This window comes from Allobosea sp. P1_A7 (assembly GCF_056406775.1).
The window spans coordinates 21,739-35,526 of sequence record NZ_JBFTZN010000007.1 but is presented as its reverse complement, the minus strand read 5'-3'; the positions used below and the strand labels follow the sequence as shown (position 1 = coordinate 35,526).

Here is a 13,788-nt window from a genome sequence, read left to right as displayed (position 1 = left end):
CATGGACTGGCTCACGACCATCGCCGTCATCCTCGATTCCACGATCCGACTGTCGATTCCGCTGCTCTGCGCGGCACTCGCCGGGCTATGGTCCGAACGCTCCGGCGTCGTCGATATCGGGCTGGAAGGGAAGATGCTGGTCGCGGCCTTCGCTTCGGCCGTCGCAGCCTTCGTGACCGGCTCCGCCTGGGCGGGGCTCGGCGCCGGCATCCTGGCCTCGGTCCTGCTCTCGCTCGTCCACGGCTTCGCAGCGATCACCTGGCGCGGCAACCAGATCGTCTCCGGCGTCGCCATCAACATGCTGGCGGCGGGCGTCACCGTGGTGCTCGGCAATGCCTGGTATGGACAGGGAGGACGGACCCCGCCGCTCGAAGGGGCAGCGCGCTTCGGCGATCTCACCCTTCCCTTCGCCAGGGCCATGCGCGAACACGTCCCCGTCCTCGGCCTTCTCTACGACGAGGTTATTTCCGGCCATGGGGCACCGGTCTATCTCGCCATCCTCGCGGTTCCGATCACCGCCTTCGTGCTGAAGCGCACACGCTTCGGCCTGCGGCTGCGCGCCGTCGGCGAGAACCCGGCAGCCGTCGATACCGCCGGCATCTCGGTCGCCGGGCTGCGCTATGGCGCGGTGGTGATCTGCGGCGTGCTTTGTGGGCTGGGCGGCACCTATCTCGCCGTTTCGCAATCGGCCGGTTTCCTGCCGCAAATGACGGCGGGAAAGGGCTTCATCGCGCTCGCCGCCGTGATCTTTGCGAATTGGCGTCCCTGGCCGGCGCTGGGGGCCTGCCTGCTCTTCGGGCTGCTCGATGCCATCGCGATCCGGCTGCAGGGCGTGCTGCTTCCTGGTATCGGACAGGTTCCCGTCCAGGCGATCCAGGCCCTGCCCTATCTTCTCACCGTCATCCTGCTTGCTGGTTTCATCGGCAAGGCCGTGCCACCGAAGGCCTCCGGCCTGCCCTATGTGAAGGAGCGTTGATGAGCGAGTCTGCGCCCAATTTCGACGCCCTCTTCGCCACGGCCAGGCGCGCGCAGATCCGGGCCTATGCGCCCTATTCCGCATTCCGGGTCGGCGCCGCCATCCTCGATGACAACGGCGCGAYCCATTCCGGCTGCAATGTCGAGAACGCCTCCTATCCCGTCGGGCTCTGCGCCGAGGCCGGCGCCATCTCCGCGATGATCGCGGCGGGCGGACGGGCGATCCATGCCGTTCTGGTCCTTGGCGACGGCGAGGAGCTGGTCACCCCGTGCGGTGCCTGCCGTCAGCGCATTCGCGAGTTCGCTGCCCCGGAAACACCCATCGCGATTGCGGGCCCCGATGGCGTGCGTGCCCGGTTTTCGCTCGCGGAGCTGTTGCCAGCCTCGTTCGGACCGGCCAATTTGCGCACCTGATTTGCGCAGGCCCGCGCGCATCCGTGCGCAGGCCGACCCCGATACCGAGGCATTGGAATGGCGGCTGACCCGAGTTTCGACAAGGCAGCGGGAACGCTGATCGACCGCGGCGTCGACGGTGGGATCGACTGCGCCTTCGTACTCGGCACCGGGCTCGGCCGCATCGTCGACGATGTGGTCGACCCGGTCGTCATTCCGTTCGCGGAGATCCCGGGATTCCCGCAGGGCCATGTCTCGGGCCATGCCCGCGCCGTCTGCTATGGCACGCTGCACGGCAAGCGCGTCCTGATCTTCCAGGGGCGGGCGCATTTCTACGAAACCGGAGATCCTGCGGTGATGCGCGTGCCGATCGGCATGCTGACAGCCTTCGGCTCGCCGCCACTGGTCCTGACCAATGCATCGGGCTCGCTGAAGCCGGACCTGCGGCCCGGCGGCCTCGCCCTGATTACCGACCACATCAATCTCAACGCGCCGAACCCGCTGATCGGCGATACCGGCGATGGGCGTTTCGTGCCGATGGTCGATGCCTATGATCCGCATCTGCGGGCACGCCTGAAGAAGGCGGCGGCCGCTTCAGGGGTCAATATGGGCGAAGGCGTCTATATGTGGTTCTCAGGGCCGAGCTTCGAGACGCCAGCCGAGATCAGGATGGCGAAGATGCTCGGCGCCGATCTCGTCGGCATGTCGACCGTGCCGGAGGTCATCATCGCGCGCCGGCATGGCGTTCGCGTCGCCGGTATCTCGGTGATCACCAATATGGGCGCGGGTATTCTTGGCGGCGCGCCGAGCCACGGGGAGACCCGTGACGTTGCGGCGGCCGCGTCGACGGGCCTGCGCCGCCTGTTCCGCTCTTTCCTGGCGGAGCTCTAGAGATGGCCGATCTTGAAGCCGCGGCCCGTGCACTGAGTCTCCTCGACCTGACCGATCTCTCGGACCAGGCGAGCGAGGCCGGCACCCTGCAACTTTGCGCGCGCGCCGTCGCTGCGCCTGGCCCCGTTGCCGCCGTCTGCATCTGGCCGCGCTTCGTCGAGATTGCGCGCAAGGCGCTGCGCCATTCGACCGTGAAGATCGCGACCGTGGTCAATTTCCCGGCCGGGGGCAGCAACTGCACGCTGGTTGCCGGAGATGTCGCGGAAGCACTGGGGGACGGCGCCGATGAGATCGACCTCGTCCTGCCCTGGCGCGCCTTCCTCGATGGCGACAGCGACATTGCCCGTGAGATGGTTGCGAGCGCCAAGGACCAGTGTGGCGACAGGCTGCTGAAGGTCATCCTTGAAACCGGCGAATACCCTGATCTCGACGCGGTGAAGCGAGCCTCAATGCTCGCGATTTCGGCCGGGGCCGACTTCATCAAGACCTCGACCGGCAAGACCGCCCATTCCGCCAGCCTGCCGGCGGTCGAGACCATGCTGGCCGTCATCAAGGCAGCCGGACGACCGGTCGGCATCAAGCCCTCAGGCGGCATCAAGACGCTTCCCGACGCAAACGCCTATCTTGCGCTGGCCGACAAGGCGATGGGACCGGATTGGGCGAAGCCCTCCACCTTCCGCATCGGCGCCAGCGGCCTGCACCAGGTCCTCGTCGACATCATCGAGGGCAAGACCGCCGGCGAACGGATCGACGGGGCCTATTGATGCGACTGCCTCAGGAGATCATTGCCGCCAAGCGCGATGGCGGCACGCTTCCCGGCGAGGATATCCGCCAGATCGTCGCCGGGCTGACCGACGGTTCCGTCAGCGAGGGCCAGGCCGCCGCATTTGCCATGGCCGTATTCTTCCGCGACATGAACGCCGAGGAACGCGTTGCCCTGACGCTCGCCATGCGCGATTCCGGCACGGTCCTGAACTGGGACGACCTGCCCGGCCCCGCACTCGACAAACACTCGACCGGCGGCGTCGGCGACACGGTCAGCCTGCCTCTGGCCGCGGTCGTCGCGGCCTGCGGTGGCTATGTGCCGATGATTTCGGGACGTGGCCTCGGCCATACCGGCGGCACGCTCGACAAGCTCGATGCCGTGCCGGGATATGTGACGCAACCGGATATCGCGCTGTTCCGCAAGGTGGTGCGCGAAACCGGCTGCGCCATCATCGGCCAGACCGCCGATCTCGCCCCCGCCGACAAGCGCCTCTATGCCATCCGCGACGTGACCGCGACGGTCGAGACGATCCCGCTGCTGGTGTCCTCGATCCTGTCGAAGAAGCTCGCCGCAGGCCTGCACGGCCTGGCCATGGACGTGAAATTCGGCTCCGGCGCCTTCCTGCCCGACTTCAACAAGGCGCATGACCTCGCAGAGGCGCTCGTCGGCGTCGCCAATGGCGCCGGCCTTCCGACAACCGCGCTGATGACCGACATGGCCGAGCCGCTCGCGTCGGCGGCCGGCAACACGCTCGAAGTCGCCTATGCTCTCGACCACCTGACGGGACGCCGGCGCGAACCGCGCTTCCACGAAGTGACCGTGGCACTGGCCGCCGAGATGCTGCTGCTCGGCAAGCTTGCGCATAACCTCGACGAAGCCCGGGCGAAGATCGAGGCAGCTTTCAGCAGCGGCGCCGCCGCGGAGCGTTTCGCCGAAATGGTCGTCGCGCTTGGTGGCCCGGCCGACCTGCTGGAGAAGCCGACAAAGCATCTCGCGCCCGCCGCGGTCATCCGGGCGGCCTATCCGGCCTCGAGCGGAGCCGTGCGCACCGTCGACACGCGCGGCGTCGGGCTTGCCGTGGTGGCGCTCGGCGGTGGGAGGACGCGGCCGCAGGACGCGATCGACCATGCTGTCGGCCTCGTCGAACTGGCAGGGCTTGGCCAGGATGTCGGGCCGGAACGGCCGCTCGCAATCATCCATGCCCGCGACGAGGCCAGCTTCACCGCGGCCGAGGCCCGGCTGCGGCGAGCCTATACACTCGGCGAGGACGCGGCCGGACACGGTCCGCTGATCGCGCAACGCATCACGGAGACTTCAGGATCATGAGTCTGCTTCTGGCAATGACCGGCTGGCATATCGAGGATTGGCGGGGGCGTTTTGCCGCCCTGCTGCCGGAACTCCCGGTCGTCACGCTCGGCGAGCCCTTCGACCGCCGCGCCGTGCATTACGTCGCGAGCTGGAAGCATCCCGAGGGAAGCCTCGCGGGCCTGCCCAATCTCGCAGCGATCTTCTCGCTCGGCGCCGGCGTTGACCACATCTTCGCCGATAGCCGCCTGCCGCCGGTGCCGATCGCCCGCGTGGTCGATCCTGATCTGACGACGCGCATGAGCGAATACATCGTACTGCACTGCCTGATGCATCTGCGCCAGCAGCGCCGCTATGACCGTCAGCAACTCGCCAAATCCTGGGAAGACGATCGCAACCAGCCGGCGGCCCGCTCGGTGCGTGTCGGCGTCATGGGGCTCGGCGAGCTTGGGCTCGACGCGGTGCGAAAACTGCAGGTCCTCGGCTTCGACGTCGCCGGCTGGAGCCGTTCGCCGAAGAGCGTCGACGGGCTTGTCACCTTCGCCGGGGAAGACGGCATGGCAGCGTTCCTCGCTCGCACCGACATCCTGGTCAGTCTGCTGCCGCTGACACCGGATACGCGCGGGGTCATCAATGCAAAGCTGCTCGGCGGTCTCGCGCAGGGCGGGCGGCTCGGCGGGCCATTCCTGATCAATGCCGGTCGCGGCGGCCTGCAGGTCGAGACCGATATCCTGTCCGCGCTCGAAACCGGCACACTGAGGGGGGCGACACTGGACGTGTTCCAGACTGAGCCATTGCCGGCCGATTCCCCGCTCTGGAGCCATCCAGCCGTGACCGTGACACCGCATAATGCCGCGATGTCAGACCCGGAGGCGATCGCGACCCTGATCGCGGCGCAAATCCGGCGGCTGCAGGCCGGCGAAGCGCTGGAGCATGTCGTCGATCCCGCCCGAGGTTACTGAGCGGCCTGCCGCTCCGTCACGCAAGCGTCACGGCACCGTCGTTGTGCTGAGATGCTGCACGGCCAAGCCGGCGCGGTCTTCTTCCCCGCGCCGGAGTGACCCATGCGCCTTGCCCTCGCCGCAGCCCTGCTGCTGTCCTCGACCATGCTCGCCGGTGCGCAGGACGCGCCGAAGGAATTCCCCGCCAAGCTTGTCGGCCATGCGCTCCTGCCGGCCAACACCATCATCCCGGCCCCGGCCGATGCGCCGGCTGACCTCAAGGTCTCCGGCAAGTTCGTCCAGCCCGGCAAACGCGTCGAGGCCGTCGGCACCGTGATGGGTACGTCGGGCGGCCGCCCGACCGGGCTGTCCACGCCATTTGCCGGTCAGCCGGTGCAGGGCTTCTCCGGCATCCRCTCGCTCGGCAATGGCGAGTTCCTGGTGCTGACCGATAACGGCTTCGGCTCCAAGGTGAACTCGCCCGACGCGATGTTGTTCTTCCATCGTCTCAAGACCGATTTCAACGGCGGCAAGATCGAACGTCTCGCGACCACCTTCCTGCATGATCCCGACAAGAAGGTGCCGTTCCGCATCGTCCACGAGGGCACCGAGAAGCGCTATCTGACCGGCGCCGATTTCGACCCCGAATCCATCCAGCCGATCGGCGGCAAGTTCTGGATCGGTGAGGAATTCGGACCCTACCTGATCCGCGTCGACACCAACGGCAAGGTCGAGGCGGTGTTCGAGACCACGGTCAACGGCAAGCCGGCGCGCTCGCCCGACCATTACGCCRTGACGACGCCCGGCGCGCCGAACCTGCCCGTCGAGTTCAATGTACGCCGCTCCAAGGGCTATGAGGGCATGGCGGCCTCGCCGGACGGGCGCTTCCTCTACCCGCTGCTCGAAGGCCCGCTCTGGAACGCCGAGACCAAGGGCAATGAGGAAGTCGACGGCAAGGAAGTGCTGCGCATCCTCGAATTCGACGTGCAGAACGAGAAGTGGACCGGCCGCTCCTGGCTCTTCCCGCTCGAGCAGAAGGGGCTCGCCATCGGCGATTTCAACATGATCGACGCCACCACCGCCTTGATCATCGAGCGCGACAATGGCGAAGGCACTGCCGACAAGGGCTGCGCGGCCGGCCAGAAGGGCCCGGACTGCTTCCATGACCTCGCCAAGTTCAAGCGGATCGTGAAGATCGAGATGACCGACGCCAATGTCGGCAAGTCGGTGCGCAAGATCGGCTTCATCGACCTGATGAAGATCGCCGACCCGGACAAGAAGGCGAAGCAGGGTGCCATCGACGGCGTGCTGCCTTTCCCATTCTTCACCATCGAGAACGTCGATGTCGTCGACCGCGCCAATGGCATCATCGTCGTCGGCAACGACAACAACCTGCCCTTCTCCTCGTCGCGCGACCCGAAGAAGGCCGATGACAACGAACTCGTGCTGCTCTCGGTCAAGGACCTGCTCGACGCCAAGTGAGCGAGGCAGCCGGGCTTGCGACGATCAAGTCGTTGCCAAGTAAGCCTCTCGCGGGGTGCAGCACTCGCAACGTCATGGCCGGCCTCGCGCCGGCCATTCTCGTTTCGATCCGGCGAGCTTGAACAGCTCTTCCGCCAACACCACATTTTCCTTACCAAGCGCCTTCGGGCGCTAGGCATGGTGGTTTGGATGATCGTCACTGATGGAGGTGATCATGTTGACCGCGAATACGGAAGGCAAACGGCCGCAGGACTTGTGCAATCTTCTCCTCGCCGCGTGCCTGTTCATCTCTCCCTGGATCATGCGTTTTACGGGCGACATGATGGCCGCCCGCAACGCCTGGATCATCGGCATCGTGCTCGCCCTTGTGGCGGTCGCGGCGCTCTCGATGTTCAAGGAATGGGAGGAATGGGTGAACCTGGTGCTCGGCGTCTGGCTGATGGCAGCTCCCTGGGTGCTCGGCTTTACCGGCAACTTCAACGCGTTCTGGACCCACACGGTCCTCGGCGTGCTGACGGCTGCGGTCTCGGCCTGGGCTGTCTGGGACTACCGGCACGAGCCGCACGCGACGGCCTGAACGGGTCGCGACACCGCGCGATCTCCTGACCCGCCGCTGCGAGGCGGCGGGTTCTTATGGTCCGACGACCCACACTACGCCTGGCCGCGCAGCGCGCCCGGCCCCGGAATGGCGCCCGCGGGACATTTCCCTGAGATGATCATCGCCAGCACCTCGTCCTGCGTCACATCGCTGGTGCGCGCAGTACCGACAACCCGGCCGTTCTTCATCACGCTGACCCGGTCGGCGAGATCGAAGACGTCATGCAGGTCATGACTGATCAGGAAGATGCCGATCCCCTGACGCTTCAGTTCAAGGATGAGATCGGCAACCTGTTTCGTCTCCGCAGGCCCGAGCGCTGCCGTCGGCTCGTCCATGATCAGAACCCGGGCGTTGAAGTAAATCGCGCGCGCGATCGCAACCGACTGGCGCTGACCGCCCGAGAGCGCTTTGACCGGCTCCTTGAAGCGCCGGAAATGCGGATTGAGCCGTCCCATCACCTTGCGCGTTTCGGATTCCATCGCGGAATCATCCAGCGTGTGCCAGGGCGTCAGCAGCTCCCGTCCGAGGAAGATATTGGCTGCGGCATCGACATTGTCGGCCAAAGCCAGGGTCTGGTAGATCGTCTCGATGCCGTAGCGCTTGGCGTCGCGCGGATTGACAATCGCAGCCGGCTCGCCGCTGATGCGGATCTCGCCGGCATCGGCCTGGTAGGCTCCCGACAGGATCTTGATCAACGTCGATTTGCCGGCACCGTTATGACCGAGCAGGCCGACAACCTCGCCGGCCTTGAGGTCGACACTGACAGTGTCGACCGCCTTGATGCCACCGAAGGCGATCGAGATGTCGCGCATCTCGACGAGCGGTGGGGTCTCGATGTCCCGGGCCGTGGCGAGGCTCATGACGTCCCTCCTCCCTCAGCTCAGCTTGCGACGATAGAGCCCGTCGAGCCAGACGGCCACGACCAGCACCACGCCGACGACGATGTTCTGCAGCGGCGTATCGACGCCGATCAGCACCATGCCCGATTGCAACGACTGCATCACCAGCGCGCCCAGCATCGCACCCGCGATCGTGCCGACGCCACCCGCAAGCGATGTGCCGCCGATCACCGCCGCCGCAATGACATAGAGCTCGTCGAGGGCTCCGGCCGAATTCGTCGCGGCATTGAGGCGGGCCGTGGAGATGCAGGCGGATATGCCGACAAGCACCCCCATCAACCCGAAGACCAGGGTCAGCACCTTGCGGGTGTTGACGCCGGAAAGCTGCGCTGCCTCGGGATTACCGCCGATCGCGAAGACATAGCGGCCGAACCGCAGCCGCTTGGTCAGGAAGCTCATCACGATGCCGACCGCCAGCGCCAACAGCACGGGAACCGCTAGGCCATGGCCGATGGTCAGCCCGCCCTCCGGCCAGACGAGGCCTCTGGCCTCGACCAGGCGGCGCGCAACGCCGGCCGGCAGAGGATAGGCATTGGCGACCATCACGGTGCCGAGCACCGCGCCGCAGCCAAGCGCGGCAATGGCGCCTTCAGCCCAGACCGGCCGCAGGCCGAAACCGAAGCGCCGCCGCCGGCGGCGGGCAAGCACGATCCCGGCAAGGATCAAGGCGCAGATCACCAGACCGATCGCCCAGGATGCACCTGTGCCGATCGCGCCTTCGATGCCGCCCCCAAGGGGGCGGAAACGCGTGTCCATCGGCGCGATGGTCTGGCCCTGCGTCACCCACCAGGCTGCGCCACGCCAGACCAGAAGGCCACCGAGCGTGACGATGAAGGAGGGGATGGCGAGATAGGCTATCAACGCCCCCTGGAACAGGCCGAGGACGCCGCCGAGCGCAACGGAAACCAGGATGCTGATGAACCATGTGGCGGGATGCTCGAAGCCAAGCAGCTCCGGCAGCAGTCGCGCCTGGACCAGCCCGACCACCATGCCGACGAAGCCGAGCATCGAACCGACCGAGAGGTCGATATTGCGCGTCACGATGACAAGCACCATGCCGCAGGCCATGACGGCGATCGATGCCGTCTGGACCAGCAGATTCCAGAGATTTCGCGGAGTCAGGAAGGCTCCGTCGGAAAGCCAGTTGAAGCCGAGCCAGATCACCCCAAGCGCGGCGACCATGCCGATCATGCGCGGATCGAACTCGATCTCGCGCATGTGGTCGGCCACGCTCCTTGCGCCTGGCCCCGGCACCTTCTCAGAAACCGGGGCTGGAGCGACCTCAGTCACAAGCCTTGACCTTGCCGGCTGCGACGCCCTGGCAGACAGCGGCCTTTGGAGCCCAGCCCGCCTCGATCACCACACCGAGATTGTCCTTCGTCACCGGTACGGGCTTGAGGAAGAGCGCCGTCATCGCCTRCTTGCTCGGGCCCTGGTTCCAGCTTGCCGCACCCGCGATYTCGGTCAGCTTGGCGCCGCCGGCAAGCTTGATCGCGATCTCGGCCGCATTACGCCCGAGCTCGCGTGCATCCTTCCAGATCGTCACCGTCTGCGTCCCGAGCGCGACGCGGTTCAATGCCGCGCGATCGGCATCCTGGCCGGAAACCGGTACCGAGCCGGCGAGCCCCTGCGCGGCCATTGCCGCAATGGCGCCGCCCGCCGTGCCGTCATTGGCCGCGATCACCGCGTCGACCTTGTTGGCATTGCGGGTCAGGAACTGCTCCATGTTGCGTTGGGCGTTCGCAGGGAGCCAGCCGTCGGTAAAGGCCTCGCCGACATTCTTGATCTTGCCGGAATCGATTGCCGGCTTCAGAATCTCGACGGAGCCCTGATAGAGGAAGCCGGCATTCGGATCTGAGCTCGATCCCTTGATGAAGACGAAGTTTCCTTCCGGCTTCGCTTTCTGGACCTCGCGCGCCATCATGCGACCGACCTCGACATTGTCGAAGGTCAGGTAGAAGGCCTGCGGAATCTCGATCAGCCGGTCATAGCCGACGACCGCAATGCCTTCATTGACCGCCTTCTCGACGGCGGGCCGGATGGCCTGCGCATCCTGGGCCAGGACGATCAGGGCCTTGGCACCACGGGCGATCAGGCTTTCGACATCGGTGAGTTGCTTGGCAGGAGAGGATTGGGCATCGGCCGAGAGATAGGTGCCGCCGACCTTCTCGATCGCCGCCTTGATCGCGGCCTCGTCGGTCTTCCAGCGTTCTTCCTGAAAATTCGACCAGCTGACCCCGACGACCGGGCCCTTCGTCTGGGCAAAGGCAGGCGAGAATCCGCCCGCTGCCGCCAGGGTAACACCGGCGGCAAGCATCATATGTCTGAGCATGGCAATCTCCCGCGATTCCTCTGGCCGTGCGCTCTCTTGGGGATCGCCTGGTCAGCGTCCGGAGCGCCTCACATTCAGAGGACAGCCTATCGCGAGAAAGGCGTCAAGCCACCCGCTTGTCGGGGGAGTCGCAGAGATCGTTGAGCAGGCAGCGGCCGCATTCGGGGCGCAGCGCCTTGCAGATGTAGCGACCATGCAGGATCAGCCAGTGATGGGCATGGCGGCCGAATTCCGGCGGCACCGCCTTCTCCAATCCCATCTCGACTGCGAGCACGGTCTTGCCCGGCGCGATGCGCAGGCGATTGGCGATGCGGAAGACGTGGGTGTCGACGGCGTGGGTGATCTCGCCGAAGGCGATGTTGAGCACGACATTGGCGGTCTTGCGCCCGACGCCAGGCAGGCTTTCGAGCGCGGCACGGTCGGCAGGGACCTCGCCACCGAATTCCGCAATCAGCTTCTCGCTGAGCAGGATCACATTCTTCGCCTTGGTGYGGAAGAGGCCGATCGTCTTGACCAGCTCGCGCACCTTGTCCTCGCCGAGCGCCACCATCTTCTGCGGCGTGTCGGCAAGCTCGAAGAGCTTGCGCGTCGCCTTGTTGACGCCCGCATCGGTCGCCTGCGCCGACAGCACGACTGCGACCAGCAACGTGAAGGCGTTGGTCGCCTCGAGTTCGCCCTTGGGCTCGGGATTGGCGGCCTGGAAGCGCAGAAAGATCTCACGGATGCCCGCCGCGCTGCGCGGTCTCGGTGTCGTGATCTTTGCCAGGCCCTGGGCGCGGCCCGCGGGCCTGTTCCGTTCGCTCATGTGGGCGTTATAATTACGCGATGAGCATCGGCAAGCACGATCGCGATGGATATGCCGGAGAGCGGACGCAGGCCTCGGAGCGGCCGGTCTTCGACGCGACCATTACTCCGCATCGCTCGCTCGGCCGGAACGGCTTTCGCATCGTGATGACGCTCGTCTGCCTCGCCAGCATCGTCTCCTCGATTCCCTTCGTCGTGCTGGGCGCCTGGCCCGTCGCCGGCTTCTTCGGCCTCGACATCCTCGCACTCTTCATCGCCTTCAAGGTCAATTTCAACGCGGCGCGCGCCTTCGAGCGCATCGTGGTGACGCCGCTCGAGGTGCTGCTGCGCAAGGTTTCGCATCACGGCAAGGAGGCTATCTGGCGCTCCAATCCAGCCTGGACCAAGCTCGAGAGGGAGCGAGACGAGGATTACGGGCTGATGGGGCTCTCGCTGGTCTCGCGTGGCCGCAGCGTATCGGTAGCTGCCGCGCTCTCTCCGCAGGAGCGGGAGGGATTTGCGGATGCACTCGGCGCCGCGCTCGCCAGCGCAAGGCGAGGGACGGATTTCAGCGCGGCGTGAAGGCCGGCAACCTCTCGCACCCAGCAACCATGGCCCCTGCACTGGTCATCAACCCTTGAAGGAGGCGGCATGAGTGATGACGAGAGGGAGATTCGTGCGCTCATCGAGAAATGGCTCACCGCGAGCAAGGCTGGCGATGTGGCATCGGTGCTGGAGCTGATGACGGAGGATGCCATTTTCATGGTTCCGGGGCAGGCCCCGTTCGGCAAGGCGACGTTCGCCGCGATGTCCGACACCATGAGCGACCTCAAGATTGAAGGGAGCAGCACGATCGACGAGCTGAAGGTCCTCGGCGACTGGGCTTTCGTGCGCAGTCATCTCGACATGACCGCAACATCTCTCGCCACAGGCTCATCGCGGCACAGGGCCGGCTACACGCTGACCCTGTTCAAGAAGGAGCCTGACGGGCGCTGGAAGCTCGCACGGGATGCCAATCTGCTGACCGAGATGGGCTGATCCGAGTGTGGCGGAAGCGGCAGGCGATCCACTCCAGACTTGAAGGGCTGTGGCCGGGATGCGAGCCGAACAGGCCGCCTGAGTTGAGACCTAAGGGCCGTCCGAGAATGCCCGGTGGATCGTCTCGAAGCTTGCGGCGATCTCCATGAAGACATCGGTCAGCGCTGGATCGAAATGGCGCCCTCGGTCGCCGGCGATGATCTCGACCGCCTGGGCGTGCGGGAGCGCCGACTTGTACGCCCGCTCGGTAACGAGGGCGTCATAGACATCGGCGATCGCCATCAACCGCCCCGAGAGAGGGATCTCTTCTCCCTTCAACCCTCGTGGATAGCCGCTGCCATCCCATTTCTCGTGATGGCTATGGGCAATCTCCATGGCCAGGCTGAGGAACGAGCTCACTCCGCCGAGATGCCGCTCGGCCTCGGCAATGGCCTGCCGGCCCAACTCGGCATGCGTCTTCATTACCGCGAACTCGTCCGCGTCGAGCTTGCCTGGCTTGAGCAGGATGCTGTCGGGAATGCCGACCTTGCCGATATCGTGCAGCGGCGCGGATTTGTAGATCAGATCGACCATATCCGTGTCGAGCACCTGCATGTACAGGCCCCGGTCGCGCGAAGCCCTGGCGAGGGCACGAACATAATGCTGGGTGCGGCGGATGTGGTTTCCCGTCTCGCTGTCCCGGGTCTCCGCCAGCGATGCCATTGCCAGGATGACCGCCTCTTTCGCCCGCACAGCCTCTTCCTTGGCTGCCCGGAGCGAGTTGAGGAGGGCGACATTGGTCATCGCGACGGCAGCGCTGTTGGCGATGCGGTTGAGCACGATGATGCTGGCTTCGGACGGCGGCTGCTTGCTTGCCCAATAGGCTCCGATTGCAGCGACGGGGTCCTCCGGTCGAACCGGAACCATGACGAGGCTGCGTACGAATGTCGGACGATAGGCCGCATGTGGGATACGGCTGTCGGCATAGATATCGTCGATGACGACGACTTCGCGATGCCCCATCGCCCAGCCGGAAATGCAGGATTCGAAAGGAAAGCGCTGGCCCTTCCAAAGCGGCGCGATCGCATCCTCGTCGGCATAGTAGCACTGGTCGCCTTCGCGCAGGACGAAGGTGATTCCGTCTGCCCCGACAAGCCTTCGTGCGCTGCCCCGCACGATCGCCATGATCTCGTCGAGGCCCCGCGCCATCGACAGGCTCAGGGATAGCTCCTCGAGGTCAGTCAGCGGGACGTCGTAAGGGACGTCCCTGGGCGGAGCCCGCATGTCGCTGCCGAGGTTAAGCAGATGAGGCGGCTCGCTCATGGAACAGCTCGATGATTCGCAACATGACGCTAGGGAACCAAGGCCTACCACAAGATGGAGTACACGCCTTCACGTCGTCTTCG

15 protein-coding genes are annotated in these 13,788 nt (G+C 65.7%); 10 read left to right on the top strand and 5 right to left on the bottom strand.

What is annotated here, in order from left to right:
• Position 1: 1 nt before the first annotated feature.
• The 8 genes from AC1D34_RS02045 (at position 2) to AC1D34_RS02010 (ending at position 7,330) form a co-directional block, all read left to right on the top strand.
• The gene (locus AC1D34_RS02045; RefSeq protein ID WP_441480867.1) at positions 2–976 is read left to right on the top strand and encodes an ABC transporter permease; all 975 of its coding nucleotides are present in this window, start codon (positions 2–4) and stop codon (positions 974–976) included.
• On the top strand, positions 976–1,389 hold the full coding sequence (locus tag AC1D34_RS02040; protein ID WP_476823371.1) for a cytidine deaminase: 414 nt from the start codon (positions 976–978) through the stop codon (positions 1,387–1,389). The genes AC1D34_RS02045 and AC1D34_RS02040 overlap by 1 nt, the downstream gene beginning before the upstream one ends.
• Positions 1,390–1,446: 57 nt before the next feature.
• Positions 1,447–2,259 carry a purine-nucleoside phosphorylase gene (locus AC1D34_RS02035; RefSeq protein ID WP_476767929.1) on the top strand — a complete coding sequence of 271 codons (813 nt, stop codon included), beginning with the start codon at positions 1,447–1,449 and terminating at the stop codon, positions 2,257–2,259.
• Between the two features lie 2 nt (positions 2,260–2,261).
• Entirely contained in the window at positions 2,262–3,023 is a 762-nt protein-coding gene (deoC, locus tag AC1D34_RS02030) for a deoxyribose-phosphate aldolase (RefSeq protein WP_441490449.1), read from the top strand.
• Entirely contained in the window at positions 3,023–4,351 is a 1,329-nt protein-coding gene (gene deoA, locus AC1D34_RS02025) for a thymidine phosphorylase (RefSeq protein WP_441490450.1), read from the top strand. The genes deoC and deoA overlap by 1 nt, the downstream gene beginning before the upstream one ends.
• Entirely contained in the window at positions 4,348–5,292 is a 945-nt protein-coding gene (locus AC1D34_RS02020) for a 2-hydroxyacid dehydrogenase (protein WP_476767932.1), read from the top strand. Before deoA ends, AC1D34_RS02020 begins: the two co-directional genes overlap by 4 nt.
• Positions 5,293–5,394: 102 nt before the next feature.
• Entirely contained in the window at positions 5,395–6,753 is a 1,359-nt protein-coding gene (locus AC1D34_RS02015; RefSeq protein ID WP_476823370.1) for an esterase-like activity of phytase family protein, read from the top strand.
• Positions 6,754–6,967: 214 nt separating this feature from the next.
• Positions 6,968–7,330 carry an SPW repeat protein gene (locus AC1D34_RS02010; protein WP_476823369.1) on the top strand — a complete coding sequence of 121 codons (363 nt, stop codon included), beginning with the start codon at positions 6,968–6,970 and terminating at the stop codon, positions 7,328–7,330.
• Between the two features lie 74 nt (positions 7,331–7,404).
• Here AC1D34_RS02010 and AC1D34_RS02005 read toward each other — a convergent pair whose 3' ends face one another.
• The 4 genes from AC1D34_RS02005 to nth all read right to left on the bottom strand — a co-directional run bounded on the left by AC1D34_RS02005 (position 7,405) and on the right by nth (position 11,387).
• Positions 7,405–8,211, bottom strand: a complete 807-nt coding sequence (locus AC1D34_RS02005; protein ID WP_476823368.1) for an ATP-binding cassette domain-containing protein — start codon at positions 8,209–8,211, stop codon at positions 7,405–7,407.
• A gap of 15 nt (positions 8,212–8,226) precedes the next feature.
• Positions 8,227–9,468, bottom strand: a complete 1,242-nt coding sequence (locus AC1D34_RS02000) for a sugar ABC transporter permease (protein ID WP_476823383.1) — start codon at positions 9,466–9,468, stop codon at positions 8,227–8,229.
• A gap of 64 nt (positions 9,469–9,532) precedes the next feature.
• Positions 9,533–10,582 carry a D-xylose ABC transporter substrate-binding protein gene (gene xylF, locus AC1D34_RS01995; protein WP_476823367.1) on the bottom strand — a complete coding sequence of 350 codons (1,050 nt, stop codon included), beginning with the start codon at positions 10,580–10,582 and terminating at the stop codon, positions 9,533–9,535.
• A 103-nt stretch (positions 10,583–10,685) separates the two neighbouring features.
• A complete protein-coding gene (gene nth, locus AC1D34_RS01990) occupies positions 10,686–11,387 on the bottom strand; it encodes an endonuclease III (protein WP_476823366.1) in 702 nt (233 codons plus the stop codon).
• A gap of 20 nt (positions 11,388–11,407) precedes the next feature.
• Between nth and AC1D34_RS01985 the strand changes: the two genes are divergently transcribed.
• The gene (locus AC1D34_RS01985) at positions 11,408–11,947 is read left to right on the top strand and encodes a DUF2244 domain-containing protein (RefSeq protein WP_476823365.1); all 540 of its coding nucleotides are present in this window, start codon (positions 11,408–11,410) and stop codon (positions 11,945–11,947) included.
• Positions 11,948–12,016: 69 nt separating this feature from the next.
• Positions 12,017–12,403 carry a YybH family protein gene (locus AC1D34_RS01980; RefSeq protein WP_441490458.1) on the top strand — a complete coding sequence of 129 codons (387 nt, stop codon included), beginning with the start codon at positions 12,017–12,019 and terminating at the stop codon, positions 12,401–12,403.
• A gap of 90 nt (positions 12,404–12,493) precedes the next feature.
• Here AC1D34_RS01980 and AC1D34_RS01975 read toward each other — a convergent pair whose 3' ends face one another.
• Complete coding sequence (locus tag AC1D34_RS01975; protein ID WP_476823364.1) at positions 12,494–13,705, bottom strand: HD-GYP domain-containing protein; 1,212 nt, start codon at positions 13,703–13,705, stop codon at positions 12,494–12,496.
• Between the last annotated feature and the right edge of the window lie 83 nt (positions 13,706–13,788).

What these genes read in the sequence shown, in the direction of transcription:
- AC1D34_RS02010 (WP_476823369.1), top strand. Translation starts at nt 6,968, where the DNA reads ATGTTGACCGCGAATACGGAAGGCAAACGGCCGCAGGACTTGTGCAAT.
- AC1D34_RS02000 (WP_476823383.1), bottom strand. Translation starts at nt 9,468, where the DNA reads ATGCGCGAGATCGAGTTCGATCCGCGCATGATCGGCATGGTCGCCGCG.
- AC1D34_RS02005 (WP_476823368.1), bottom strand. Translation starts at nt 8,211, where the DNA reads ATGAGCCTCGCCACGGCCCGGGACATCGAGACCCCACCGCTCGTCGAG.
- AC1D34_RS02035 (WP_476767929.1), top strand. Translation starts at nt 1,447, where the DNA reads ATGGCGGCTGACCCGAGTTTCGACAAGGCAGCGGGAACGCTGATCGAC.
- AC1D34_RS02045 (WP_441480867.1), top strand. Translation starts at nt 2, where the DNA reads ATGGACTGGCTCACGACCATCGCCGTCATCCTCGATTCCACGATCCGA.
- deoA (WP_441490450.1), top strand. Translation starts at nt 3,023, where the DNA reads ATGCGACTGCCTCAGGAGATCATTGCCGCCAAGCGCGATGGCGGCACG.
- AC1D34_RS01975 (WP_476823364.1), bottom strand. Translation starts at nt 13,705, where the DNA reads ATGAGCGAGCCGCCTCATCTGCTTAACCTCGGCAGCGACATGCGGGCT.
- AC1D34_RS02020 (WP_476767932.1), top strand. Translation starts at nt 4,348, where the DNA reads ATGAGTCTGCTTCTGGCAATGACCGGCTGGCATATCGAGGATTGGCGG.
- AC1D34_RS01980 (WP_441490458.1), top strand. Translation starts at nt 12,017, where the DNA reads ATGAGTGATGACGAGAGGGAGATTCGTGCGCTCATCGAGAAATGGCTC.
- AC1D34_RS01985 (WP_476823365.1), top strand. Translation starts at nt 11,408, where the DNA reads ATGAGCATCGGCAAGCACGATCGCGATGGATATGCCGGAGAGCGGACG.
- deoC (WP_441490449.1), top strand. Translation starts at nt 2,262, where the DNA reads ATGGCCGATCTTGAAGCCGCGGCCCGTGCACTGAGTCTCCTCGACCTG.